23 protein-coding genes are annotated in these 26,110 nt (G+C 62.0%); 8 read left to right on the top strand and 15 right to left on the bottom strand.

What is annotated here, in order from left to right; genetic code table 11:
• Nucleotides 1-18: 18 nt before the first annotated feature.
• The 6 genes from ACH79_RS28705 to ACH79_RS28680 all read right to left on the bottom strand — a co-directional run bounded on the left by ACH79_RS28705 (nt 19) and on the right by ACH79_RS28680 (nt 6,728).
• The gene (locus tag ACH79_RS28705) at nt 19-792 is read right to left on the bottom strand and encodes a motility protein A (protein ID WP_161853931.1); all 774 of its coding nucleotides are present in this window, start codon (nt 790-792) and stop codon (nt 19-21) included.
• Between the two features lie 376 nt (nt 793-1,168).
• On the bottom strand, nt 1,169-2,137 hold the full coding sequence (locus tag ACH79_RS28700; RefSeq protein WP_161853930.1) for a tripartite tricarboxylate transporter substrate binding protein: 969 nt from the start codon (nt 2,135-2,137) through the stop codon (nt 1,169-1,171).
• A gap of 39 nt (nt 2,138-2,176) precedes the next feature.
• Nucleotides 2,177-2,896, bottom strand: a complete 720-nt coding sequence (locus ACH79_RS28695; protein WP_161853929.1) for an RraA family protein — start codon at nt 2,894-2,896, stop codon at nt 2,177-2,179.
• A 124-nt stretch (nt 2,897-3,020) separates the two neighbouring features.
• Entirely contained in the window at nt 3,021-3,908 is an 888-nt protein-coding gene (locus ACH79_RS28690) for a phosphatidylcholine/phosphatidylserine synthase (RefSeq protein WP_246738173.1), read from the bottom strand.
• 75 nt (nt 3,909-3,983) lie between these two features.
• Complete coding sequence (locus ACH79_RS28685) at nt 3,984-4,682, bottom strand: phosphatidylserine decarboxylase (RefSeq protein ID WP_161853927.1); 699 nt, start codon at nt 4,680-4,682, stop codon at nt 3,984-3,986.
• A gap of 54 nt (nt 4,683-4,736) precedes the next feature.
• On the bottom strand, nt 4,737-6,728 hold the full coding sequence (locus ACH79_RS28680; RefSeq protein ID WP_161853926.1) for an ABC transporter ATP-binding protein/permease: 1,992 nt from the start codon (nt 6,726-6,728) through the stop codon (nt 4,737-4,739).
• Nucleotides 6,729-6,940: 212 nt separating this feature from the next.
• Here ACH79_RS28680 and ACH79_RS28675 point away from each other — a divergent pair, with 212 nt between their 5' ends.
• A complete protein-coding gene (locus tag ACH79_RS28675) occupies nt 6,941-7,561 on the top strand; it encodes a TIGR00730 family Rossman fold protein (protein ID WP_161853925.1) in 621 nt (206 codons plus the stop codon).
• Nucleotides 7,562-7,572: 11 nt separating this feature from the next.
• Here ACH79_RS28675 and ACH79_RS28670 read toward each other — a convergent pair whose 3' ends face one another.
• From ACH79_RS28670 to cysS, 4 genes are all read right to left on the bottom strand, one after another.
• On the bottom strand, nt 7,573-7,950 hold the full coding sequence (locus ACH79_RS28670) for a VOC family protein (RefSeq protein ID WP_161853924.1): 378 nt from the start codon (nt 7,948-7,950) through the stop codon (nt 7,573-7,575).
• 136 nt (nt 7,951-8,086) lie between these two features.
• A complete protein-coding gene (cimA, locus tag ACH79_RS28665) occupies nt 8,087-9,685 on the bottom strand; it encodes a citramalate synthase (protein WP_161853923.1) in 1,599 nt (532 codons plus the stop codon).
• Nucleotides 9,682-10,191: a GNAT family N-acetyltransferase gene (locus tag ACH79_RS28660; RefSeq protein WP_161853922.1), complete on the bottom strand. Its 510-nt coding sequence runs from the start codon at nt 10,189-10,191 to the stop codon at nt 9,682-9,684. Before ACH79_RS28660 ends, cimA begins: the two co-directional genes overlap by 4 nt.
• Nucleotides 10,192-10,308: 117 nt before the next feature.
• The gene (gene cysS, locus ACH79_RS28655; protein WP_161853921.1) at nt 10,309-11,724 is read right to left on the bottom strand and encodes a cysteine--tRNA ligase; all 1,416 of its coding nucleotides are present in this window, start codon (nt 11,722-11,724) and stop codon (nt 10,309-10,311) included.
• Between the two features lie 300 nt (nt 11,725-12,024).
• On the opposite strand from cysS, the gene ACH79_RS28650 reads away from it, so the two are divergent.
• Nucleotides 12,025-12,333 (top strand): hypothetical protein, encoded by a 309-nt coding sequence (locus tag ACH79_RS28650; RefSeq protein ID WP_161853920.1) that lies wholly within the window; start codon nt 12,025-12,027, stop codon nt 12,331-12,333.
• A 168-nt stretch (nt 12,334-12,501) separates the two neighbouring features.
• Entirely contained in the window at nt 12,502-13,671 is a 1,170-nt protein-coding gene (locus ACH79_RS28645; protein WP_161856623.1) for a DUF2865 domain-containing protein, read from the top strand.
• A 96-nt stretch (nt 13,672-13,767) separates the two neighbouring features.
• Here the strand turns inward: ACH79_RS28645 and ACH79_RS28640 are convergent, their stop codons facing one another.
• Nucleotides 13,768-14,682 carry a DUF2189 domain-containing protein gene (locus ACH79_RS28640; protein WP_161853919.1) on the bottom strand — a complete coding sequence of 305 codons (915 nt, stop codon included), beginning with the start codon at nt 14,680-14,682 and terminating at the stop codon, nt 13,768-13,770.
• Nucleotides 14,683-15,220: 538 nt separating this feature from the next.
• Here ACH79_RS28640 and ACH79_RS28635 point away from each other — a divergent pair.
• The 5 genes from ACH79_RS28635 to ACH79_RS28615 all read left to right on the top strand — a co-directional run bounded on the left by ACH79_RS28635 (nt 15,221) and on the right by ACH79_RS28615 (nt 19,745).
• Nucleotides 15,221-16,054: a cytochrome c oxidase subunit II gene (locus ACH79_RS28635; RefSeq protein WP_161853918.1), complete on the top strand. Its 834-nt coding sequence runs from the start codon at nt 15,221-15,223 to the stop codon at nt 16,052-16,054.
• A gap of 76 nt (nt 16,055-16,130) precedes the next feature.
• Entirely contained in the window at nt 16,131-17,906 is a 1,776-nt protein-coding gene (locus ACH79_RS28630) for a cbb3-type cytochrome c oxidase subunit I (protein ID WP_161853917.1), read from the top strand.
• Nucleotides 17,903-18,607, top strand: coding sequence for a cytochrome c oxidase subunit 3 (locus ACH79_RS28625; protein WP_161853916.1), 705 nt, complete (start codon nt 17,903-17,905; stop codon nt 18,605-18,607). Before ACH79_RS28630 ends, ACH79_RS28625 begins: the two co-directional genes overlap by 4 nt.
• A 10-nt stretch (nt 18,608-18,617) precedes the next feature.
• The gene (locus ACH79_RS28620) at nt 18,618-19,340 is read left to right on the top strand and encodes a heme-copper oxidase subunit III family protein (protein WP_161853915.1); all 723 of its coding nucleotides are present in this window, start codon (nt 18,618-18,620) and stop codon (nt 19,338-19,340) included.
• Between the two features lie 9 nt (nt 19,341-19,349).
• Entirely contained in the window at nt 19,350-19,745 is a 396-nt protein-coding gene (locus tag ACH79_RS28615; protein WP_161853914.1) for a cytochrome C oxidase subunit IV family protein, read from the top strand.
• 115 nt (nt 19,746-19,860) lie between these two features.
• Here the strand turns inward: ACH79_RS28615 and ACH79_RS28610 are convergent, their stop codons facing one another.
• From ACH79_RS28610 to ACH79_RS28595, 4 genes are all read right to left on the bottom strand, one after another.
• On the bottom strand, nt 19,861-22,320 hold the full coding sequence (locus ACH79_RS28610) for a hypothetical protein (protein ID WP_246738172.1): 2,460 nt from the start codon (nt 22,318-22,320) through the stop codon (nt 19,861-19,863).
• Between the two features lie 70 nt (nt 22,321-22,390).
• Nucleotides 22,391-23,623 carry a glycosyltransferase family 39 protein gene (locus ACH79_RS28605; protein ID WP_161853913.1) on the bottom strand — a complete coding sequence of 411 codons (1,233 nt, stop codon included), beginning with the start codon at nt 23,621-23,623 and terminating at the stop codon, nt 22,391-22,393.
• A 238-nt stretch (nt 23,624-23,861) separates the two neighbouring features.
• A complete protein-coding gene (locus tag ACH79_RS28600; protein ID WP_161853912.1) occupies nt 23,862-25,610 on the bottom strand; it encodes an NAD+ synthase in 1,749 nt (582 codons plus the stop codon).
• 145 nt (nt 25,611-25,755) lie between these two features.
• Entirely contained in the window at nt 25,756-26,109 is a 354-nt protein-coding gene (locus ACH79_RS28595; protein WP_161853911.1) for a diacylglycerol kinase, read from the bottom strand.
• Nucleotide 26,110 lies beyond the last annotated feature (1 nt).

Raw genomic sequence — 26,110 nt, 5'->3', positions numbered from 1 at the left:
CTTGATGCTATCAGCCGATCAGGCCGGAACCAGCTCGCCTTCCTCGTGGCGGTGCTTTTCGGGCAGATAGGCCAGCAGCATTTCACGCACCAAGGCCGGGCTCTTGGAATCGCGGATCATCAGGATGCCGTCGATGATCAGCGTGCGATTGGTTTCCTCGTCGATCAGCTTGCCATGCAGCTTGTCGGCGATCGGCAGGCAAATCAGGTTCGCAACCACCGCGCCATAAAGCGTCGCCAGCAGGGCGACCGCCATGAACGGACCGAGCTTTGAGGGATCCGACATGTTCGAGAACATCTGCACCATGCCGAGCAGCGTACCGATCATGCCGAACGCCGGCGCGCAGTCGCCGATCGCGCGATAGATTTTCGAGCCCTCGTTGAGGTGCATCAGGAAGTTGTCGCGATCGCGCTCCATGTTGTCTCTGATAAATTCGAGGTCGTAGCCGTCGGCGACGTAGCGGATGCCCTTGGCGAGGAACGGCTCGTCGGTCTCGACCTTTTCCAGCCCGACAGGGCCCTGCTTGCGGGCGATTTCGGCGATGCGCGCCAGTTCGTCGACCAGGTCGCGCGCCGAGAGCCGGCTCATGGTGAAAGCGAATTTTGCGCCGAGCGGCATGCCGTGCAGGATCGCGCTGAGCGGAAAGCGGATCATCGTCGCCGCAAACGAGCCGCCGAAGATGATGATGACGGCGTGGATGTCGTAGAACATCCGGAAATCACCGCCCATCAGGATCAGCGTCGACAATACGATGACGCCGGCGATCAGGCCAACGAGCGTGGTGATATCCATTCTGAACTCCAACGCCTACGCGAAGTGCCGGCCATCCTGACCGGTCGCGCGCTCCATCCGGAGCAGCGCAAGAGGAACCCTACGTCGGCGCAATTAAAGAGCCGTAAAGGTTAAACTCGAACAGGGATCGTAAAATTGCGGGGCCTGCGACCGGCGGTGGCAAGGATTCGCTAACCATCTTGCGCCGGCCAGTCTCTCTCCGCGCCGTCATTGCGAGGAGCTCGCGACAAAATTGCAGAGCAATTTTGCGCTGAAGCGACGAAGCAATCCATCTATCCGTTATGCCGCGCTATGGATTGCTTCCGCCTTGGCTCTTCGAGCTACGGCGGACAAGTCGCTTCGCTCGCAATGACGCGGTTGCCCTGGCGGCAAGCGCCTACTGCGCCTGCGTGCCGATGCCGGCGGCCTTGATGATCGGCCACCATTTTTCGATCTCGACCTTCTGGAAGGCGGCCAAGCCTTCCGGGGTCTGCTGGGCGCGCGGCGCGACATCGAGGCCCAGTTCCGAAAAGCGCTTCTGGATCGCGGGGTCGGCCAGCGCCTCCACCGTCGCCGCGTTGAGTTTTGCGATGATCTCCTTCGGCGTGCCCTTTGGCGCCCAGAAGCCGAACCAGCCGGACATATAGAGGCCGGGCACGCCACTCTCGTCCGCGGTGGGAATATCCGGCATCGAGGCCGAGCGTGTGGCTGAGAGATTGGCGAGCGCCTTGATCTTGCCGGCGCGGATTTGCGGCAGCGCCACCGCGCCCTGCACCACCAGCAAGTCCACCGTGCCCGAGACCAGATCGGTCATCGCAGGCCCTGCGCCGCGATAGGGAATGAACTGCACCTTCTGCTTGGTCAGGTTCTCGAACAACACGCCGGTGACGTTCGCCGCCGCATTCTGGTTGACGAAATTGATCTTGCCGGGATTTTCCTTCATCCACGCCACGAGTTCGCCGAGCGTGTTGGCCGGCAGGTCCTTCTTGGCGACCATGAGCTGCGGATTGTTCGAGACCAGCGCGATCGGCTCAAAGTCCTTTTCGAGGTCGTAGTCCAGCTTGTAGATGATGCTGCCGACATGGGTGTCCCACTGACCGATGTCGAAGGTATAGCCGTCAGGCGCCGCACGCGCGACGCGGCCGACGCCGATGCTGCCGCCGGCGCCGCCGACATTTTCGATCACGACGGATTGCCCGAGCGTTGCGCGCATCCGCTCGGCCATGATCCGGGCCGCGGTATCGGTCGATCCGCCCGGCGGGAACGGCACGATCAGGGTGATCGGACGCGAGGGATAGGTCTGTGCGTGCGCGGCTGCCACGCCTGAGAGGATCAACAACGACAGCGCCGCCCAGAACCCTCTCATCACGCTTCCCCTCGTCTGTTTGTTAGATCCGGCTTTTCGTCAGTGGATCTCCGCCGAGCGCTTCAGCGCCTCTTTCAGCTTTTCCAGCGTGAAGTCCGGGCTGCGCGCGATATCCAGGATCGGTGTTTCGCGCCGGCCGCAGAGTTCGGCGGCTTCCGGAATCTTCGCCGCGATGTCGACAGGGATCACGATGGCGCCGTGCTGGTCGGCGTGGATGAGGTCATCGGAATGCACGGTCATGCCGGCGACACGCACTTCGCCGCCCCAATGTTCGGCATGGACCCAGGCATGCGACGGTCCGACCGAGCCGGCCAGCGCCTGGAAGCCCGGCGCCCATTGCGGGATGTCGCGGATCGAACCGTCGGTGATGACACCGAGGCAGCCGAGCGCCTTGTGCACATTGCTCTGCACCTCGCCCCAGAACGCGCCATAGCCGACATCGGCGCCGTCGATATCCTGGATCACGGTGATGCGCGGACCGAAGCCGGTGCCGACATATTCGTAATAGGCGATGCGGCGGCGGGCCTGCTCGTCGGCGGGAAGCGTGGATTTGAGCACCGAGCGGATCGTGACCGTGCGGGCATAGCCGACCATCGGCGGCAGATCGGGAAACGGGCAGACCAGCGGCTTGGTGGTGTAGCCGATCAGGCGGCGCTCCGGCGCCACGATCTCCATCGCATTGCAGATCGTCGGCGTGTCATAGCGCGCCAACGCCTCAAGGACGGAAGCAGGCAGCGGGGCGGTAACGGCTTTATTCACGGCGTCTCTCCTGATTATTCGGCCCGGCTCTTTCAGGCCGTATGCCATCAAGCCCTATAGCCGAGATTGGGCGTGAACCCAACTCGGCTTTGGCTCATGGCAGATAATCAGGTTGCGGGCGCGCTCAGTTCAACCGCGCCGGCCGTTCTTCCTCGCTATCGCCAGGGGCCGGCGAAAACGGCGCTGCGGAAGATGACGGCGCGGCGGCTTCTGCCGTCGCAGCCGGCTGCAGCGCCGCGGCGGCGTTACGCTCATGGTCGCGATAGGACTTCCAGCCCCAGGGCAGGCTCAGCAGGTAGAGCACCGAGCCGATCGACAGGATGTGCCAGGGATAGCCGATCAGCAGTGCGACGAAGAACACGACGGAGACGAAGACCGGCAGCACCATTTCCGGCGGCACCCGCATTTTCACCGTCTTGCCGGAAAAGACCGGCAGCCGCGACACCATCAGGAATCCGATGAGGAGCGTATAGGCCGCGGTCAGCGTGGCCGGCGGTTTCGAGACGCCGAGAAACGCCAGATAGAACGGCAGCATCGCCAGGATCGCACCGGCCGGCGCCGGCACGCCAGTGAAATAGTTCGCCGCAAAGGCAGGCTTGTTCGGATCGTCGATACTGGCGTTGAAGCGCGCCAGGCGCAGGCCGCCTGCGATCGCAAACACCATCGCTGCGATCCAGCCGCCATTGTTCAATTCCTGTAGCTGCCAAAAATACAGCATCAGGCCGGGCGCGACGCCGAAATTGACGAAATCGGCCAGGCTGTCGAGTTCGGCGCCGAATTTCGACTGGCCCTTGATCATGCGGGCGATGCGCCCGTCGACGCCATCGAGCACGGCCGCGAACACGATCGCGGCAACCGCAAGCTCCATCCGCCCCTCGATCGACAGACGGATCGCCGTCAGGCCGGCGCAGATCGCCAGCAGGGTGATGACATTGGGCACCAGCATTCGCACCGGGATCGGGCGAAACCGGCGGCGGCGCAGTTCAGGGTCTTTGGGGTCCGGGATCAGCATGCCAGCTATTATATAGCAAGCGCCCACCCGGTTCGCCATTGGGGGGCCGAGCGGCAAAATCACCCGTTCAGAGGGTTAATCGGCGCGAAATGTCCGCCCCTGCTCGCTGGAGCCGAAATCCGCCAGAATCGTCTCGCCGGCAACCGCGGTCTGGCCCTCGGAAACCAGCGACCGCGTGCCTTCCGGCAGATAGACGTCCAGGCGCGAGCCGAAGCGGATCAGGCCGAACCGTTCACCGGCGCCGATCGACTGGCCTTCCCGCACGAATGAGACAATCCGTCGCGCCACCAGACCGGCGATCTGCACCACGCCGATCCGGCCGTTGGTGGTCGAGATCACCAGCGAGTTGCGCTCATTGTCTTCGCTGGCCTTGTCGAGCTCGGCGTTGATGAAGGTGCCGGGCCGGTAGGCGATGCGGTCGATGCGGCCCGCCACCGGGCTGCGATTCACGTGGCAGTTGAACACGCTCATGAAGATCGAGATGCGCGGCAGCGGCCGGTCGCCGAGCCCGAGTTCGGCGGGCGGCAGCACTTGCGCCACCATCGAGACGCGGCCGTCGGCCGGCGACACCACGATGCCGTCGCGCACCGGCGTGACGCGGACGGGATCGCGGAAGAACAGCGCGCACCAGACGGTCAGGCCGGTGCCGATCCAGCCGAGCGGCGTCCAGATCCAGAACAGGATCAGGCTGGCCAGCGCAAAGGCGCCGATGAAGGGATAGCCCTCGGAATGGATTGGCGGGATCTGCGCGCGGATAGAATTCGCAATCGACATTAGGGCTCGCTGTTATGTGGCCGACTTCCCTTGGGAACTAGCGCCGTATTTGGATTATTCCGCGGCGGTTGCCAAGGGATCTTTGGATTTGGGCGGGTCCTTGGACGGATCGCTGAGGGGATCATCGACCGGCGGCGGCGCGCGGTTCGGCGCTTCGTTGCCCTCGTCCATCTGCGCAAGCTTCTCCCGCGCCTCCTCGGCTTCGCGCTGCCTGTTCCACATGCTGGCATAAAGCCCGCCTGCGGCCAGAAGCCTGACATGGGTGCCGCGCTCGGCAATCCGGCCTTGATCGAGCACGATAATCTCGTCGGCGCCGACAATGGTCGAAAGCCGGTGCGCAATCACCAGCGAGGTGCGGCCACGCGAGACGCGCTCCAGCGCTTCCTGGATTTCGTGCTCGGTGTGGCTGTCGAGCGCCGACGTCGCCTCATCCAGCACCAGGATCGGCGGCGCCTTCAGCACCGTGCGCGCGATCGCGACGCGCTGCTTCTCGCCGCCTGACAGTTTCAGCCCGCGCTCGCCGACCTGGGTCTCGTAGCCCTTCGGCGAGTTGCGGATGAAGCTGTCGATCTGCGCCAATTGCGCCGCCTGCTCGACCTCGGCATCGCTGGCGTCCCAGCGACCGTAGCGGATGTTGTAGCGGATGGTGTCGTTGAACAGCACGGTATCCTGCGGCACCATGCCGATCGAGGCGCGGAGCGACGCCTGCGTGACGTTGCGGATGTCCTGGCCGTCGATCTGGATCTTGCCGCTGGAGACGTCGTAGAGGCGGAACAGCAACCGCGAAATCGTCGACTTGCCGGCACCGGAGGGACCGACGATCGCCACCGTCTTGCCGGCGGGTACCTCGAAGCTCAGACCTTTCAGGATCGGCCGCTCCGGATCGTAGGCAAAGCGCACATCGTCGAAGCGCACGCTGCCTGCGCTGACCGCGAGTGGCGCCGCGCCCGGGATGTCCTTGATCTCGGGATTGCGCGACAGCACGTTGAACATCTTCTCGATGTCGATGATCGCCTGCTTGATCTCGCGATAGACCATGCCCATGAAGTTCAGCGGCTGGTAGAGCTGGATCATCATGGCGTTGATCATGACGAAATCACCGACCGTGTTGGTGCCGTTGCGGACGCCGAGCGCGCACATCAGCATGGTCGCGGTGAGGCCGATGGTGAAGATGACCGCCTGCCCGGTGTTGAGCACTGCCAGCGAGGTATAGGTCTTCACGCTGTTGTGCTCGTAGCGCTCCATCGAGCGGTCGTAGCGTTCGGCCTCACGCGTCTCGGCGCTGAAATATTTCACCGTCTCGTAATTGAGCAGCGAGTCGATCGCCTTGGTGTTCGCCTCGGTGTCGGAATCGTTCATCTTGCGGCGGATCTCTATCCGCCATTCGGTCGCGATATAGGTGTAGTACATGTAGATCACGACGGTAATCGCGGTGACCAGCACGTAGCGCCAATCGAACTGCCACAGCAGCACCGCCATCAACAGCGAGACCTCGACGATGGTCGGGATCAGTTGCAGGATCACCATCCGCACGATCACTTCGATGCCGGTGCGGCCGCGCTCCAGCACCCGCGTCAGGCCGCCGGTCTTGCGCTCCAGATGAAAGCGCAGCGACAATTCGTGCATGTGAACGAAGGTGATGTAGGCGAGCTTGCGCACCGCATGCATGGCGACGCGGGCGAAAATGCCGTCGCGAAACTGCGTCAGCACCGCCATCAGGACGCGCACCGCGCCGTAGCTTGCGGTCATCAGCAAGGGCGAGGCGATCAGCCACAGCATCCAGTTCGACGGTTCGACCGGCGCGGTGCCCATGCCGTTGAGCGCATCGATCGCCCATTTGAAGGTGAACGGAACCGTCAGCGTCGCGAGCTTTGCGGCCAGCAGCAGCACCATCGACCAGACCACGCGCATCTTCAGGTCGTCGCGGTCGCCGGGCCAGATATAGGGCCACAGATGCACCAGCGTCCCGATCAGGGTCGCCTTGTCAGGGGAAGCGCCGGCCGGCTCGGCAGCAACGGCATCGGAGCGCGAATCAGGATCAGCCATTGGCGTCGCGCCCAACGCAAGGTGGCGCACCGGTCGCCTTCAGGGAGTTTTCGGTAGTCTGCATATGGTCGTCATATAGAGCGTTTACCTCTCCCGTACAGCCTTGAAAGATAAATCTTTCCCCCGTTTGGTTGGATTTCGGGCCTATTTCTGCTGCATCAGCGAAATCAACCAGACTTGAGCTTTCCAGGGTGCGGTGCCAAATGATCTCCATGGATCAAATCAAGACCGAACTAATCAAAACCGTCTGTGTCTATTGCGGCTCCGGCCCCGGCTCCAACCACCGCTTCGTCGAAGCGGCCCAAGCCTTGGGAAAAGCGTTCGCCGAGAACAATATCCGCCTCGTCTATGGCGGCGGATCAGTCGGGCTGATGGGCGCGATCGCCAAATCCACGCTGGATCACGGTGGACTGGTCACCGGCATCATTCCGGAATTTCTAAAGTCGCGCGAACATATGATGGGGCGCGTGCAGGAGATGATCGTCACACCCGACATGCACGAACGCAAACGGCTGATGTTCGAACACTCCGACGCCTTCGTGGCACTGCCCGGCGGCATCGGTACGCTGGAGGAACTGGTCGAGCAGATGACTTGGCAGCAGCTCGGCCGTCACTCCAAGCCGGTTCTGCTCGCCAACATCGACGGCTTCTGGGAGCCGCTGATCGCGCTGCTGGCGCATATGCGCGAAACCGAATTCATCCGTCCGTCGCTGGATATCGATTTCCTCAAGGCTGAACGGGTCGAGGACATCGTGCCGCGGCTGCGTGCCGCCGCCGCCCGTACTCCGGCAGGCGCCAAGGAGATGGCGCCGGAACTGGCGCGGAAGTTGTAGTCGTTACACTTTCACTCGGCCGGAAACGTCACCGCTTCGATGCGGTTGCCGTCGGGATCGATGACGAAGGCCGCGTAATACTTCACGCGATCATGCGGGCGCAGGCCCGGCGCGCCGTCGGAGCGGCCGCCGGATTTCAGCGCGGCCGCATGAAACCCATCGACATCATCAGTGGTTTTGGCGCGAAGGCAGATGTGCGTGCCGCTCTCAGGCGCTACCTTTGCCATGCCGGCGCGCAGGTTGATCCAGAATTCGGGATAGGTCTTGCCGAAGCCGATGGTGGCGGGACGGGTGACAAGGCGTGTGAGGCCGAGGGCTGCCAGCGTTGCTTCGTAGAAACGCGCGGCGCGTTCGAGATCGGCTACGCCGACGGAGATGTGGTCGATCATCGAATATCCCCTGCTCTCTTCCCGTCATTGCGAACGAACCGTAGCCCGGATGGAGCGCAGCGAAATCCGGGGGCACTCAAGCCACGTGCGGAATCCCGGATTGGCGCTGCGCTCCATCCGGGCTACACATTTTGGCTCACACCGGTGCGCCTGATTTCACCAGCTTGTAGACCACCGAATCCATCAGCGCCTGGAACGAGGCGTCGATGATATTGGGCGAGACGCCGACCGTGGTCCAGCTCTCGCCGTTCTCGTCTTCGCTCTCGATCAAGACGCGCGTCACCGCTTCAGTACCGCCATTGAGGATACGCACGCGGTAGTCGATCAGCTTCAGGCCCTCGATGTATTTCTGGTACTTGCCGAGGTCCTTGCGCAGCGCGACGTCGAGCGCGTTGACGGGGCCGTTGCCTTCCGCCGCCGAGATCAGCCGTTCGCCGGCGACATCGACCTTGACCACGGCGAGCGCCACCGTGACGCGCTGGCCGTTGGCGTTGTAGCGCTGCTCGACATTGACGTCGAACTGCTCGACCTTGAAATATTCCGGTACCCGGCCGAGCGTGCGCCGCGCCAGCAGGTCGAACGAAGCGTCGGCGGATTCATAGGCAAAGCCCGCTGCTTCCCGCTCCTTCAGCTCCTCGACCAGCCGCGCCAGTTTCGGATCGGTCTTCTCGTAGGGAATGCCGGCGCGGTCGAGTTCGGCCATCACGTTGGAACGGCCGGCCTGATCCGACACCAGCACCTTGCGGTGATTGCCGACGGATTCGGGCGATACGTGCTCGTAGGTCTGCGGGTCCTTCAGGACCGCCGAGGCATGAATGCCGGTCTTGGTCACGAAAGCGCTCTCGCCGACGTAGGGCGCGTGGCGGTTCGGCGCGCGGTTGAGCATGTCATCGAGCGTCCGCGACACCTTCATCAGCGTCGCCATCTTCTCGTCCGTGACGCCGATCTCGAAGGCGTCGGAGAATTCGTTCTTCAAGCGCAGCGTCGGGATCAGCGAACAGAGATTGGCGTTGCCGCAGCGCTCGCCGAGCCCGTTGAGCGAGCCCTGGATCTGCCGCGCGCCGGCGCGCACCGCGGCCAGCGAGTTGGCCACCGCCTGCTCGGTGTCGTTATGGGCGTGGATGCCGACATGGCTGCCCGGGATCTGCTTGACGACGTGGCCTACGATGGCCTCGACCTCATGCGGCATGGTGCCGCCATTGGTGTCGCACAGCACCACCCAGCGCGCCCCGGAATCATAGGCGGCCTTGGCGCATGCGAGCGCGAAATCACTATTCTCCTTGTAGCCGTCGAAGAAGTGCTCGCAATCAACCATTACCTCGCGGCCCGCGGCCTTGGCCGCGCTGACGCTGTCGCAGATCGAGGCGAGGTTTTCCTCGTTGGTAGTTTCGAGTGCCACCCGCACCTGGTAGGCGGAGGATTTCGCGACGAAGCAGATCGCATCGGCCTTGGCTTCCAGCAGCCCCGCAAGACCCGGATCGTTCGAGGCCGAACGGCCCGGACGGCGCGTCATGCCGAAGGCGGTGAATTTGGCGTGTTCGAACTTCGGCTTCTCGGCAAAAAATTCGGTATCGGTCGGGTTGGCGCCGGGATAGCCGCCCTCGACATAGTCGATGCCGAGTTCATCGAGCATCTGCGCGATGATCTGCTTGTCATGCAGCGTGAAATCGACGCCGTTGGTCTGCGCGCCGTCGCGCAGCGTAGTGTCGAACAGATAAAGGCGTTCGCGACTCATGTCGGCGCTCCCGGCGCGGCGTCTGCCAGCGTCTTCTGCATCGTGGTGTTGGCGAGCCATTCGCCATTGAGCGAAACGGTATTGCGCTGCTTGGCGGTATAGCCGCGCTTCCGAAACAACGGCTCCGCGGTGTCGCTGGCGTCGACCGTCAGGGTTTTCGCGCCGCGCGCGCCCGCCAGTTTTTCCAGCGCATCGACCAGCATCGAGGCGATACCCTGCCCGGCCACGCTCGGATGCACGAACAGCATGTCGATATGGTCAGGCCCTTGCAGTGAGACGAAGCCGACCGGCGCGTTCTGGATGGTCGCGATCAGCGTCAACTGCCCGGCGAGTTTCTTGCCGAAATTTTCCTCGTCCTCGGCAGCGGCAGCCCAGGCTTCCTGCTGCGCCTCGCTGTAGTCGTCGCCGGTCAGCCCCTCGATGGCGGCGACAAAGATCGCCGCCAGCATCGGCACATCCGCCGGCAGAAACGGCCGCAAGCCGGGTTTGGGCAAGGCCTGTCCCATCGCGTCAAATCACTCCGAACAATCGCAAGGCCAGTATGACCGCGGCAACGATTAGCGCCCATTTGATGAAGATGTAATAACGCCAGTGTTTCGGGAACGGGGTATCGGGCTTGTCCATCACGCGACCTCCCATGTGGTAACCGGTCTTCCGTCCTTGTCCTTGCCGTCCTTGATGGCGACGCCCATCGCGGCGAGTTCGTCGCGGATGCGGTCGGATTCCTTGAAGTCCTTCCGCGCCCGCGCCGCCGCGCGGTCGGCAATCAGGCGATCGACCTCTGCTGCATCGATGCCGCTCGCCTGCTGCTTCCGTCCCTTCCACGCCGCAGCGCTCACCGAAAGGAAACCGAGCAGCCGGAGCGACGCCGCAAACTCGCCGCGTTCGCGCGCACCACCCGACGCGGCGGCGTTGCGCAGGCCGTGCAGAACAGCCATCGCCTGCGCCGTGTTGAGATCGTCATAGAGCGCTTCGATCATCGCCGGCGACGGCTCGCCGCCCTCGGCGTCGGCCGCGATCGCATACCAGTCGTCAAGCGTCTTCGCGCTCTCTTCGGTACCCTTCGAGGTCCAGTCGAGCGGCGAGCGGTAATGCGTCCTCAGCATGCTCAGGCGCAGCACCTCGCCAGGCCAATCGGCCAGCAGGTCACGGATCGTGAAGAAGTTGCCGAGCGACTTCGACATCTTCTCGCTCTCGATCTGCAGGAAGCCGTTGTGCATCCAGACGTTCGCCATGCGGTCGGAATGAAAGGCGCAGCAGGTCTGCGCAAGTTCGTTCTCATGGTGCGGAAACACCAGATCGATGCCGCCGCCATGAATGTCGAACTTCTCGCCGAGATGCTTCCAGGCCATCGCCGAGCATTCGATGTGCCAGCCGGGGCGTCCCTCCACCTTGATCCCCGATGGCGAGGGCCACGACGGCTCGCCCGGCTTCGACGGCTTCCACAGCACGAAGTCGGTATTATCGCGCTTGTAGGGAGCGACGTCGACGCGGGCGCCCGCGATCATCTCGTCGAGCGACCGCTTCGATAGCGCGCCGTAGCGCGGCATCACCGAATTGGCATCGTTCATCGCTTGCGGCGAGAACAGCACGTGGTCCTCGGCGACATAGGCAAAGCCGCCGGCGACCAGCTTCTCGATGATCGCCCGCATTTCCGGGATATGCTCGGTCGCGCGCGGCTGCACCGTCGGCGCAAGGCAGCCGAGCGCGGAGACGTCGTCCTGATACTGCTGATAGGTCTCTTCGGTGACCTTGCGGATCGCCTCGTTCAACGGCACGCCGGGATAGTCGCGTGCGGCGCGGACGTTGATCTTGTCGTCGACGTCGGTGATGTTGCGAACGTACGTCACGTGCCCGGCGCCATAGCGATAGCGCAGCACGCGAAACAGCACGTCGAACACGATCGCCGCGCGACCATTGCCGATATGGGCGAAGTCATAGACCGTCGGTCCGCAGGCATACATGCCGACGTTCTTCGGATCGAGCGGCACGAACGGCCGCTTCTCCTTCGTCAACGTATCGTACAGGCGTAATTCCATGACGTACCCATCCCTTGCGGCCGGGCGTCCAGTGATCTCATTTTTGAGAAAAGACGGCCTGCCAGCGAATCGCTAGCTAATAATCTCGCGGCAAATGCTGCAGATGGCGAGGAGACCGTTCATGGTTCCACCATTGCGGTATCGGAACGATGCCGTCAAGGCCTTGCTCGTGCCCAATTTGAGGCCGATCAGGCTGCGGAACCTTCCTTTTCGCCGCCGCTCGGCCCTCATGGTTAATCATTGTTAACCCTTTGGGCCTATTCCTGAGCGCGGTCCCCTTCGCCCCTGCCGGTGTTCACCATGCGCTCCTCCGCACTCATTGCCTGTGCTCTCCTGCTTGCCGCCGTCTCGGCCGCTTCCGCCGACAGTCGCGTTTTCATCGTTGCCAACCAGGCCGACGGTTACGGCGTGGACGAGTGCCTCGCCCGCGGCGACAAATGCGGCGCCCACGCCGCCCGCTCCTACTGCCAGTCACGGGAATTTGCGCAGGCCACCGCCTATCGCCGCGTCGAGCCCGACGAAGTTACCGGTGCGGTTCCAATTGATGGCGGCGACAAGTGCTCAGGCCCAGCCTGCGGCGACTATGTTGCTATTACCTGCCAGCGCTAAAGGCGCTTCTTCAGTAATTTCAAGGGCCGGTTTGCCACATCCGCGCCCCGGAAACGACGTGACGCTGCCCCGAGAAGCAGGTATTGGATGCGGTCTTGGCCGCAGAATGCCGCCTTGGCCGCGCCACCAGGCTTTCAAGCCGCGCGGATCAGCCCTCAATGGCCGGATATGCTGGAAATTCGCATCATTCCCTTCTCTCTCCGGATTTTGACCTGCGCCGTCCTGCTCGGCGTCACCGAGCCTGGCGCGCCCGCTTTGGCGCAGCCCAATGAGGACGCCATGGCGCAGATGCCCCCCGGCGCCGCGCCGCCTCCGCCGCCGCAACAGGGCGCGCAAGCCAATCCGATCTGCATCCGGCTCGAGGGACAGCTGGCAACCATCGACCGCGGCGCCGGCACCGGCGATCCCGCCAAGGATGAGCAGATCCGCCGCTATCAGGAGGCCCAGGCCAAGCAGCAGGCCGAACTCGATCGCGTCACGCTGCAGGCCAAGCGCATGGGCTGCGAAAGCTCGGGCTTCTTCTCGCTGTTCAACGGCCAGTCGGCGCAGTGCAGCCCGGTCAACAACCAGATCCAGCAGATGCGCGCCAATCTCGACCAGATCACCACCAGCCTGGAGCGTCTGCGCAGCGGCGGCATCGGCGGCGCCGACCGCGAAAACCAGCGCCGCTCGGTGATGATGGCGCTGGCGCAGAACAATTGCGGCCCGCAATATGCGGCAGCCGCCCGCGGCCCCGGCAATTTCATCGACAGCCTGTTCGGCAACAACAACAACACGATCCCGCCGCCCAGCGCCGAACTCGGCCCGCCGTCCGGCACCTTCCGCACCGTCTGCGTCCGCAGCTGCGACGGTGCCTACTTCCCGGTGTCGTTCGCCACCTACCAGGCGCGCTTTCAGGACGACGAAAGGACCTGCAAGGCGCTTTGCCCGGCGGCAGAGGCGAACTTGTTCACCTATCGCAATCCCGGCGAGGACATCAATCAGGCAGTCTCGATCAACGGCCAGCCCTATTCCTCGCTGCCCAACGCGTTCAAGTTCCGCACCGAGTTCAACGCCTCCTGCTCCTGCAAGGCGGCGGGCCAGACCTGGTCGGAAGCGCTGAAATCCGTCGACGACAAGGCCTCGGTCGAACAGCAGGGCGACATCATCGTCACCGAGGAAAGCGCCAAGCGGATGCAGCAGCGCGGGCAGTCGAAGGGCGCGCCGCCACCCAAGAAGGGCACCGCGCCCGCGAGCACCGCCGCCGCGCCGGCGCCGGCTCCTGCCGATACGACCGCCGCGGCTAACGACAAGCAGATCCGCACCGTCGGCCCGACCTTCATCCCGCCGAAGCAGTAGCTCCTCGACCAGCTACCGGCGGCGGACGCCGATCCGGACGGGCGAGCACCGCTTTCGGTGTTCGCCCGCTACGCACCGCGCGCTCGCGTTCCGTCGCTACGGCTCGCGCTCACGGCTCCACGGGAACAGAACGGCCGGAAAATCCGCCGCGTAGCGATGTCCCTTCCGCGGGTGGGGATGTTCCTCCGGAGGGTTGGGATTCGGCTCCACCACTTTCCGGTAAAGATGCCAGGTGGCATGACCGAGCACCGGCAAAACGACGGCGAGACCGACGAAGAGCGGTAGCGAACCGATCACCAGCAGCGCCGCGACGATCAGCCCCCACCCGGCCATGGGGATCGGATTCTTCATCACAGCCCACAGCGACGTCCGGATGGCGTCGATTGCAGTGGCATGCCGGTCAAGCATCAACGGGAACGACACGACACTGACGCAGAGCGCCACGACCGCAAACAGAAAGCCGACGCCGCAACCTATGACGATGAGCAACCATCCTTCCCGCGTCGTCAGCACACGCGTTACGAAGTCGGGAATGCTCGCGGCCGGGGCGTGGCCAAAGATTTCAACGTAGATAGCGTTCGCTGCGCCAATCCAGGCCCCGAACAGAACGAGCAGGAGGATGCCGAGCTCGACCATCGCGCCCAAAGACGGAGCGCGCAGCACGTGAAGTGCGTCCGATACGCTGACCTCCTCGCCGCGCTCGCGGCGGCGGCTGAGCTCGTAGAGACCGATCGCGGCAAAAGGTCCAAGCAAGGCAAACCCGGCTGCCAGCGGAAACAGCAGCGGCAGTACCGAATAGCCGAGGACCATCCTGAACAGGGCAATACCGAGAACAGGATAAATCACGCACACCACAACGGCGTGGCTCGGCATTGCCTTGAAGTCTTCCCACCCCAGGCGCAGCGCCTCGCCGAGATCGGACAGTTCGATTTTGCGAATCGGATATGTGGCGGCCTCGCCGAATACGTGCCGTCCTACTCTTGCGATGCTGTCGGAATACAGAGTGGCCATGCGCACCCTCCCGTGCTCTCAAGTTGCGGCGGTCAAAACGACGCGCCGCAACCCGCGCGCCTCCGCCCTCATGTGCGAGAGTCGCGGTCGAGCCGGGTACGGCAAACCCAAGTTCAGCGAATGGAGCTTAGCCGGACGAAACTTGTCGCGACCTGCCTTGTGACCTTAGCGCGATTGGAAGCAGAAAGCACGCACTGTTGGGTGAATTGTGAACGCACACGGTTTGGTGCGGCGCATCATCAGCCGTTGTGCCAGCTGACGCTCGCCGGCTTGTGCATCGTACAGCGCATATGCGTGAGCCGCAGGTTCCTTATTGCTCTATTGACGGCAGCCTCGACGCGTATCATCTTGATTTCTGGCGCCCCGATTTGATGACTAGCGGTCGTAACGTGTGCTCGGTGCCACGTTTTGATGTCGCGACCGGTCATAGTGGGCGAGGCAAGACGCACTGCGATGGCGCATGTGAAGTCGGCCATCGACAGTGCGAGCTCCGCCCTCGATTCGTCTCCGTTGCCTTTGATGGCAAGGAGGAATGAGGATGGCTGTTGCTATCATACTGCTGCTGGTTGCGGTCGGCTCGGTGCTGTTTCACATCTACAGCCCGTGGTGGTGGACGCCGATTGCCACCAACTGGAGCTACATCGACCACACCATCAGCATCACCTTCTGGATCACCGGCATTGTTTTCTTCGCCGTGATCGCATTCATGGCCTACTGCGTCTTCCGCTTTCACCACAAGGAGGGAAGACAGGCGCACTACAATCCCGAAAACAAAAAGCTCGAATGGTGGCTCAGCATCGGAACGGCGATCGGCGTCGCAGCCATGTTGGCACCAGGCTTATTCGTTTGGCACCAGTTCGTCACGGTTCCGGCTGACGCCACCGAGATCGAGGTGATGGGCCAGCAGTGGCAGTGGAGCTTCCGCCTGCCGGGCAAGGATGGCCGTATGGGCACAACCGATGTCCGCCACATCAGTCCCGAAAACCCCTTGGGCTTGAATCGCGACGACACGCACGGGCAAGACGACGTCGTGATCGAAAGTGGTGAGCTGCACCTGCCGGTCGGAAAGCCCGTCAAGGTCTTGCTCCGCTCCGTCGATGTCCTGCACGATTTCTATGTGCCCGAATTCCGCGCCAAGATGGATATGGTGCCCGGCATGGTCACCTATTTCTGGATGACTCCGATCCGCACGGGAACGTTCGATGTGCTGTGCGCCGAGCTGTGCGGCGCGGCGCACGCGCAGATGCGCACCAAAGTCATCGTCGAGGAAGAAAGCGAATATAGCGCCTGGCTGGCGCAACAGAAGACGTTCGCAGAATTGTCAGGCCGAAACGCCGTTACGAAGGCGACGTACAGATCCGGCGGCAAGTAAGTGCCGCAGCGAAGATAGATCGGGCGCGTGAGGCCAAATCTTCACTCCCGATGGAAGCGACCGAGGAGGAATTTCTATGGTCGATGTTCCGTATGATGCCGTCACAGATGTCCCGCCTGCCGAAGTGGCGGAGGTTGATCTCTATCACCCCAGGAGCTGGTGGACGCGGTACGTCTTTTCGCAGGACGCCAAAGTCATCGCCATCCAGTACTCGCTCACAGCGACGGCCATCGGGTTGGTAGCACTGGTGCTGTCGTGGCTGATGCGGCTGCAACTGGGATTTCCCGGCACATTCTCCTTTATCGATGCCAATCAATATCTCCAGTTCATCACCATGCACGGCATGATCATGGTGATCTACCTGCTCACGGCGCTGTTCCTGGGAGGCTTCGGCAATTACCTGATCCCGCTGATGGTCGGCGCGCGGGACATGGTCTTCCCCTATGTGAACATGCTGAGCTACTGGGTCTATCTGCTCGCCGTCCTGGTGCTGGCCTCGACGTTCTTCGTGCCCGGCGGGCCCACCGGCGCCGGCTGGACGCTGTACCCGCCGCAGGCAATTCTTGCCGGCACCCCCGGACAGGATTGGGGCATCGTTCTCATGCTGGCCTCCCTGATCCTGTTCATCATCGGCTTCACCATGGGGGGTCTGAATTATGTCGTGACCGTGCTGCAGGCGCGCACGCGCGGCATGACATTGATGCGTATGCCGCTGACGGTGTGGGGCATCTTCACGGCTACCATCATGGCGCTACTGGCCTTCCCGGCGCTGTTCGTCGCCTCCGTCATGATGCTGTTCGACCGCCTCCTCGGAACCAGCTTCTTCATGCCGGCCCTGGTCGAGATGGGGCAGCAGATGAAGTATGGCGGCGGCAGCCCGATCCTGTTCCAGCACCTGTTCTGGTTCTTCGGCCATCCGGAGGTCTACATCGTCGCCCTGCCCGCCTTCGGTATCGTTTCCGATCTGATCAGCGTCCATGCGCGGAAGAACATCTTCGGCTATCGCATGATGGTCTGGGCGATCGTTGCGATCGGCGCACTCAGCTTCGTCGTATGGGCGCACCACATGTATGTGAGCGGCATGCACCCGAAATTCGGGTTCTTCTTCGCCACCACGACGCTCATCATCGCCATCCCGACCGCCATCAAGGTCTACAACTGGGTATTGACCCTGTGGCGCGGCGACATCCATCTCACCGTCCCGATGCTGTTTGCGCTCGGCTTCATCATTACGTTCGTGAACGGCGGGCTCACCGGCCTCTTCCTCGGCAACGTGGTCGTGGATGTCCCGCTATCGGATACCATGTTCGTCGTCGCGCATTTCCACATGGTGATGGGCGTGGCGCCGATCATGGTCGTGCTGGGCGCGATCTATCATTGGTATCCCAAGATGACGGGACGGATGCTCAACGACGCGCTGGGCAAGTTTCATTTCTGGGTCACGTTCCTCGGCGCCTATCTGATCTTCTTCCCCATGCATTATATTGGACTGCTTGGCGTTCCGCGCCGGTATCACGACATCGGCGAAGCGGCGTTCATCCCCTCATCGACCCATACGCTCAATGCCTTCATCTCCATCATGGCTTTGATCGTGGGCTTCGCGCAGATGGTATTCCTGTTCAACCTTGCCTGGAGCTACTTCAAGGGCCGGCCTTCGGGTGGCAATCCGTGGCGAGCGACAACACTGGAGTGGCAGACGCCGGAGACACCGCCCGGGCACGGCAACTTTGGCAAGGAACTCCCGGTGGTCTATCGCTGGGCCTATGACTACAGCGTGCCGGGTGCTGCGCAGGACTTCATTCCGCAGAACCAGCCACGGGCGACGCCAGCCCTGCAGGGAGCTGCGCCGTGAGTGCCATTGTCCTGTTCATGGCGGTGATCGCGGTCATCGCCGGATGGTGGCTCTCGCAGCAACGGCTGACGGCCAAACCCTGGCTGGAAGAAGGTGCGCTTGGGGATTTTCCCGGCACTGATACCATGACCTGGCCTGCCGCGAAGATCGGACTGGGCGTGTTTCTCGCCGTCGTGGGATCGCTGTTCGCACTCTTCATCAGCGCCTACTCCATGCGCATGAACATGACGGACTGGCGGACACTGCCGGTGCCTGGACTGCTGTGGTTCAACACCAGCGTCCTGGTCCTGAGCAGCGTCGCGCTGCAATGGGCCTACGTGGCCGCGCGGCGGGACGACGTGGAAGATGTCGTCATCGGCCTGTGCGCTGGGGGAGTAGCCGCCGTTACATTCCTGGTCGGGCAACTATTGGCGTGGCAACAGCTGAGGGCCGCGGGCTATTTCGTCGCGTCCAATCCAGCCAATTCCTTCTTTTATCTAATCACAGCTGCGCACGGACTGCACCTGATCGGCGGCCTGGTGGCGCTGGGCAGAACGACTGCCAAGGCCTGGCGTGGCGTTGAAATGGCACAGATGCGCCTGAGTGTGGAACTTTGCGCCATCTACTGGCACTTCCTGCTCTTGGTCTGGCTGGCCTTGCTCGGCCTGCTGACAGGCTGGACGGACGATTTCGTCGACATCTGTCGCCGGTTGCTCACCTAGGAGAGAGCAGATGGCAGAGACTGCGCTGACAACCCATGGACAACCGCCTGCGCGGGCAGCCGGCTGGCAGGGCATCGCTGCCGATTGGTCCTCGGATCAGCGCGCCTTCAAGAATGTCTCCTGGGGGAAGGCCATGATGTGGATCTTCCTCCTGAGCGACACCTTCATCTTCAGCTGTTTTCTGCTGTCATACATGACGGCGCGCATGTCCACGACCGTGCCATGGCCGAATCCGAGTGAGGTATTCGCGCTCGAGATTGCGGGGCATCATATCCCACTCATTCTGATCGCCATCATGACCTTCGTCCTGATCAGCAGCAGCGGGACCATGGCGATGGCCGTCAACTTCGGTTACCGCCGCGATCGTGTCAAAACCGCGGTCTTGATGCTGGTCACGGCGGCGCTTGGCGCAACGTTTGTCGGAATGCAGGCATTCGAATGGACCAAGCTGATCATGGAGGGCGTGCGTCCCTGGGAAAATCCCTGGGGCGCGGCACAGTTCGGCTCCAGCTTCTTTATGATCACGGGCTTTCACGGCACGCACGTGACGATCGGCGTGATTTTCCTGGTCATCATCGCGCGAAAGGTCTGGCGGGGAGATTTTGACGTCGGAAGGCGCGGCTTTTTCACGAGCAGGAAGGGGAATTACGAGGTCGTCGAAATCACCGGCCTTTACTGGCACTTCGTCGATCTCGTGTGGGTGTTCATCTTTGCCTTCTTTTATCTGTGGTGAGGTCAGCACATGACAAATGTGGCAATCGACTTGGAAGCACAGCGACCTTCGCTGCATACCCATGTGCATGACGCTGTCGCAGCTCCGCACGTAGAGGGGCAGCAGCACCCGATCAAGGTCTATCTGGTGGTCTGGGGATGGTTGTTCGTCCTCAGCGCGTGCTCCTATCTCGTCGACTACTTTGGCCTCCAGGGCTATCTCAGATGGTCGCTGATCCTGCTGTTCATGGTGCTGAAGGCCGGCTTGATCGTCGCCGTCTTCATGCACATGGCCTGGGAACGGCTGGCGCTCGCCTATGCCATCCTGCTGCCGCCGGTGCTGGTGCTGGTGTTCGTAGCCATCATGGTATTCGAATCCGAATACACGCACCTCATACGAGTCCTGTTCTTCGCGTCGCCGACGTAGTTGTCTTGTGGCAAGCAGGTGCTTCAGCCTGCAACTGGGCGCATGCCAGGAAGCGCGCGGACGCGCACGCTGAAAGCGTTTTCCCGTAGCCGTCCTGCGTCGCTTGTACTTCCCTTTACCGATGTGGCCGCCGAATCGTGGCGCCTTCCTTTCCTGCGATACCAGCCTCGGGGCCAACGGCGCCCTTCTCGGCTGACATGTCGATCGACTGCACCCAGCGGCTTGCAATGATCACGATGGCGCAAACCGCATAAAAGCACACCCCCAACGCATAGGTCTTGGCGATGCCGAACTGGATCGATAACGCCACACCCAGCACCGACGCGAACATCGACGTAATTCCGTTGGTGCTCCAGAAGAACGGCAGCAGTTCATCATGACGCCGCCAGACACCGAGGCCGAGCGGAAACATCATCCCCATGCAGAACGCAGGAGGAGCCAGCAGCAGGACAGACACCAGAATACGCATGTCGGTTGACAGCGACCGCGCCCAGGTGGTGACCAGCGGCGTCAGCAGCCCCGCCACCACGAGCGTGGTGAGGAGGGCGGCAATCCTGAAGACGGCGACGCGTGATCGGGAGGAGGTATCCGCACCGACCGTGGCGCTGCCAATCCCGCTAAAGAGAAGAATTGTGAATAGCACGACGCTCAGCCCGTAAACGGGATGTCCGAGAAAAACCATCAGGCGCTGCATCTGCGATATCTCGATCAGCATGAAGCCCATCCCGATCGCGCTGAAATAGGCCACGGGCGGCGTCAGCGTCGCCATTGGCATCCGCCTCACAAGACGGAAGAAGGGCAGCACGATGTAATATCCGCAAGCGCAGAGCCCTACGATGATGAGCAAGCCGGTGACGCCTATCGCGACATTGTTGCTCATGATGTCCCAACTATGGATGCTCACGAAATCGCTGAAGCGCGACGTATAGAAGAAGAACGGATTGTCGTCCGTCGAAGCAGCGATGTTTTCCGGCAGCGAATCGAAGAAAGCCTGGTCTGCCTTGTCGGACAGCAATGTCGAGGTGACGGCATCGAAGGTGACGTCCGGCCCCAACAATATCTTGAAGCCCTGCGCCTGAAGCCTCTCGCGCGCGCCTTGCCATTGTGCGTCGCTGAATGCGTCAGGCCGGGTAATCACCGTCACGATGTTGCCGACGTTGACCGTGACGACGTGATGCCGCAGTTCACCGGCCGAGACTCCCCTGCGCTGCAGCGCGCTCGCGGCAATCGCAATCAGCCGGTATAGCTCGCCACGGTGCTTCTCGGCACCGTACCAGCGTGATACCGACAACAGCCCGCCAGGCTTGAGCGCCCGGTAAAAATCATCCCACGCCTCAACGGTATAGAGACGATTTTCGGTGAGCGTCAGGCCACCGGCCACCGTCGCCGCCCAGGTGTCGATGAGCGAAATCTGCACCAGGTCGTACCGCTCGGACGAGTGGTTGATGTAGCTTCGCGCTTCGGCATTGACCAAGGATACGCCGGGCTGGCGATCGAGATGGCCAGAGAAATCGGCGAATTTTTCGGTGAGCACTTCGAAAATTGCCGGGTTGATCTCAATTGCGCGAATCCGGTCGGCGCCGAAGAGAAGACCGGAAAGGATGTCACGACCGCCGCCGACGCCAACGACAGCGACGTCGGTCGCCGGCTGCACGAGGTAAGCCGCATTGATGACATCATCTTTCAGGTAGGCGAGCTTTCCGATGTCGCCGTCATACCTGGTGATGACGGTGCCTGCATCGGCATCGATGTCGAGGTGGTGTTGGTCGACCCGGGCATCAGGAGTGCGGACCAGACCCCAGCCAATCGGGACCTTCTCGGCCAATTCGCGCACCCTTACCCGCGAATAGGTATTCCAGCGTTCGAACAGCGTGCCGGTCTGCTCAGCGCCCTTGGCCCAGAACACACCGAGATGGCTTCGACCGGTCAGGTCAAGGCCGGAGTGCATGGTGGCCGCGACGGCCAGCGTTAGCGCGACAGCCCCGCTCAAACGCACACTACGGACGTCATCGCTGGTGCGAACGACGATCCAGCCAACGCCAGCAGCAGAGGCTCCGATCCATAACGTGGCGCTTACGGGGTCAATCACCAGCAGTATGAAGATCACCCCGAGACATCCAACTGCGGCGCCCAGGAGATCGGCCGCATAGAGCCACCCGCCGCGATAGGGTAAGCGCGTGAGCAACAGCGTGATGCAAACCCCGCCTTCCGTGAACGGAGCCACGAAGGCGATGGTCGCCAGCGCCAGGGCGAAGGGCACATTTTCCGCAGATACGACGAGCGGCACGCACAGGAAGACGATCATTGCGCCAACGCTGCTGAGTGCGAACCATGACGCGTGGCGCGCGAATTCGATTCCGACCCGCTCGGCGGCATAACGGGCGGGCTTGCCGTAGACCTGCATCGCTCCGCGGGTGAGCCCCAGCATGGCAAGTGAAATGGCCGCGAATGCAAAATGATAATGGAGCATAACGCTGAAGAAGCGCGTTATCAGGATCTGGTAGGAAAGCGTCGCGAACGCCAGCACAAAGATTGCCAGATAATAGCGACCGGGAATTTTGGATACGGATTGCAATATGCTGCCCTCTTGGTGGGGGGCGAACTGGGTCGCTGCTCAAGCATGTCATCGCGAGTATTTGTAGCGCTCAACCAATCCAAATTCTACGAGCAAACAAGGCGGTGTTCATGAACAAGGACGCGCCGAAGAGTCCTATCACTCCTGCCATAAGCCACTTCGCTCGCAATCCTAAACCAGCCAACGTAACAAACAGGGGAAATGAAACGAGATTAAATCGACTCATAGAGACGAAGCCTGCTGGCCCACCGCTGAGTGTTAGATATGGTAGCAACAAGACAGCCATGGCGAACAGTGTCCAGCTTGCGCGCAGTCGAGACCAGCCCAAAACAATCAGGATGATGAACAATAATGTAAACCAGCTAGCTTGTCCCCATGGATTCCAATCATTGAGCATCATCCGTGTGAACGGCTCAAGCTTTAGTGCCGCAATCAATCTTGTCGCTAGCGTCGTTCCTTGATGGAACGCCACCTGCCCATCCACAAAAGCAAACGGAGTTCCGAAAGCGCTCCAGAGGTAAATCATGAATAGCCAGATGCCCGACGTCGCAAGAAGGACGCATGGCACGAGGGTAAGAAGGAACTTCGTCTGATCGCGATTGGTCCACATCTCCCAAAGAAGGACAGGCAATAGAACAACGCCCGTCGATCGGGTAGAAACTGCCAAGCCTGCAAGCAGTGCTGCCGACAAGTAGTATTTTCGTTTCAAAGCAAGAAAAAACGAGACGATTAGCAGCAGTGCCAAGGGCTCGGTATATCCGGCCGATAGCAAGACCGAAGCGGGAAAAAAGCTGAGCAGCGCGATTGTGGCGAGAGCCAGTTGATCACCAAATTCCTCGCGAACCAGCTTGAAAAGCAAGACGATCGCGAGCAATCCAGCTACGTTCGATACCAACAGCAATGCATCCGCAGGCGTGAGACCGCTAATCGTCGCCAGGCCCCGTGCGAGCATCGGATACAGCGGGTAGAACACGATGTTCTGTTGAACAGTCGGATCGCCGTTATACTGATAGCCATCTGTGACGATCTTGAAATACCATTCCGAGTCCCATTGCAGCAATTGGTGGTACCAGATCGGTCCCGCAGACCAGACATCGGGCCCGGAGGGCAGATATTTTTGAGAGAATACCAGTCCGAGTGCGACCACCACCCGCGAACAAAAAAATATCAGGATGGCCAAACAATAGGGAAGCCAAGAGGGATCTTTCCAGATCGGATGGCGCTTCTCCATGTCCATATTGTCGCTCGTCAAGAGCCCAAGATCAATCGCCCCAAGTGTACCGGTTTGATATTTAGCGGGCATGACGCGGCAGACTTCCGAACGTCCTGCGTTGAGATGGATCTCGGCCGGCCAGAGGTCTGCTTCGACTCTTGGAGGACGCGGGCTGTGGCAACCGTGATGTCTGCCTCCAGGGGAAAAGCGAACCTGGTTAGGCCGTCTGAATGCCGCCTTGTGGCCAAAGCCGACGTTTAGCGAGCCGACCCGCAATGGCTGCTCGTGACCCAGCCATCGGGAAATCATCAATTCGCTGGGCTAGAGCCTATCCGTCAAACACATCGGCCGACGCGCGGCCAGCGCGCGCGACAAGCTTGTCGTCGGGGGCCGGCAGTTCCTTGCCGTTGTCGCGGAAGCGGTTGGTGATGGGATAGCGGCGGTCGCGGCCAAAGTTCTTTTCGGTCACCTTGACGCCCGGCGCCGCCTGACGGCGCTTGTATTCGGCGACATTGAGGAGGCGATCGATCCGCGTCACCACATCAGCCGGGAAACCGGCGGCGATGATCGTGGCCAGCGGCTCCTCGCGCTCGACCAGCCGCTCCAGAATGCCGTCCAGCATCTCGTAGGGCGGCAGCGAATCCTGGTCGGTCTGGTTCTCGCGCAGTTCAGCCGTCGGCGGCCGCGTGATGATGTTGACCGGGATGACCTCGCCTGACGGCCCGAGCGCGCCGTCCGGCTTCCACTCGTTGCGCAGGCTGGAGAGGCGGAACACTTCGGTCTTGTAGATGTCCTTGATCGGATTGAAGCCGCCGTTCATGTCGCCATAGATGGTGGCGTAGCCGACCGACATTTCCGACTTGTTGCCGGTCGTAACCACCATGGCGCCGGTCTTGTTGGAAATCGCCATCAAGAGCGTGCCGCGGGTACGTGCCTGCAGGTTCTCTTCGGTGATGTCGCGCGGCAGGCCGGCGAAGGGGCCCGACAGGATCTTTTCAAATCCGTTGACGGCATCGGCAATCGGCAGCACCTCGTAACGGATGCCGAGTGCCTTCGTCAGTTTGGCCGCATCATCCAGCGACACCTGCGCGGTGAAACGGAACGGCAGCATCACGCCGCGAACCTGATCGGCGCCGAGCGCATCGACTGCGATCGCCGCGCACAGCGCGGAATCGATGCCGCCGGAGACGCCGAGCAGCACGCCGGGAAAGCCGTTCTTGCGGACGTAATCGCGCAGGCCGAGCACGCAGGCCGCGTAATCGCCCTTGTCGCCCTCGACCAGCGGCACCACCGGCCCCGAGCAGCGCCAGCCATCGGCTCCCTTGGTCCAGCGCAGCGTGACGATGCTCTCCTCGAACGCCGGCAGTTGCGCTGCGACCGAGAGATCGGCGTTGAGTGCGAATGAGGCGCCGTCGAACACCAGTTCGTCCTGCCCGCCGATCTGGTTGAGATAGACCAGCGGCAGCCCGCTCTCGGTGACGCGGGCGACCGCGATCGACAGCCGGAGGTCGTTCTTGTCGCGCGCATAGGGCGAGCCGTTCGGCACCACCAGAATTTCCGCGCCGGTCTCGGCAAGGCATTCGACGACGTTTTCGTATTCCTCGGACTCTTCGAGCCAGATGTCCTCGCAGATCGGGACGCCGACGCGGATGCCGCGGACGGTCACCGGCCCGGCAGCGGGACCGCGCGCGAACAGTCGCTTCTCGTCGAACACGCCATAGTTCGGCAAATTGGCCTTGAAGCGAAGCGCGGCGATGCGGCCCTGATCGAGCAGTGCGCAGGCATTATAGAGCTTGTCATCCTCGACCCAGGGCGTGCCGATCAGCACCGCCGGCCCGCCGCCCGCCGTCTCGCGCGCCAACTCCTCGACCGCGGCGCGGCAGGCGGCCTGGAGCGCCGGCTTCAGCACCAGGTCTTCCGGCGGATAGCCGCAGATGAACAGTTCGGGCAGTACCATGAGATCGGCGCCATCGGCTTTGGCCTTGTCGCGCGCGGCGCGCGCCTTGGCCGTGTTGCCCGGGATATCGCCGACCGTCGGATTCAACTGCGCCAGCGTGATCGTAAAAGTGTCGGTCATGGGGCGATGGTGCCTTGCACAAGAGCAAACTGCAATTGCTGCCTTGATGGCGTTTTCGAGCGAAGCGGACACCGGTTCGCATGAAGAAAACGCGTCAAAACAAAAGCTTAGATATGCGGTTCTGATCCAGATCAGTACCGCATATCTAGAACGCGCCTATGCGTTCGGCGATGGCAAAGAGCCAGAACGCCCCGACCATCAGAAGCGCCACGCCGACTGCCGCCGACCCCATATCCTTGACCCGCCCGATCTGCGGATCGTGGTCGGTAGTGAGGCGGTCGGCCAGCTTCTCGATCGCGGTATTGAGGATCTCGACCACAAGCACAAAGGCGACGGCCGCGACTAGTTCCACGCGGCGCATGACAGTCGCGCCGACCAGCCAGGCCAGCGGCACCGAAAGCGCCAGCGCAAGCAGTTCCTCGCGGACGGCCTGCTCCGATCGGATCGCAAAAGCGAGACCGTTACGCGTGTTGATGGTGGCTCGCCAAAGTCGCAGCAAG

This window comes from Bradyrhizobium sp. CCBAU 051011 (genome assembly GCF_009930815.1).
Classification (GTDB): Bacteria; Pseudomonadota; Alphaproteobacteria; order Rhizobiales; family Xanthobacteraceae; genus Bradyrhizobium.
Note: the sequence above shows the minus strand (reverse complement) of the source record. Positions and strands in the feature narration are given on the sequence as shown.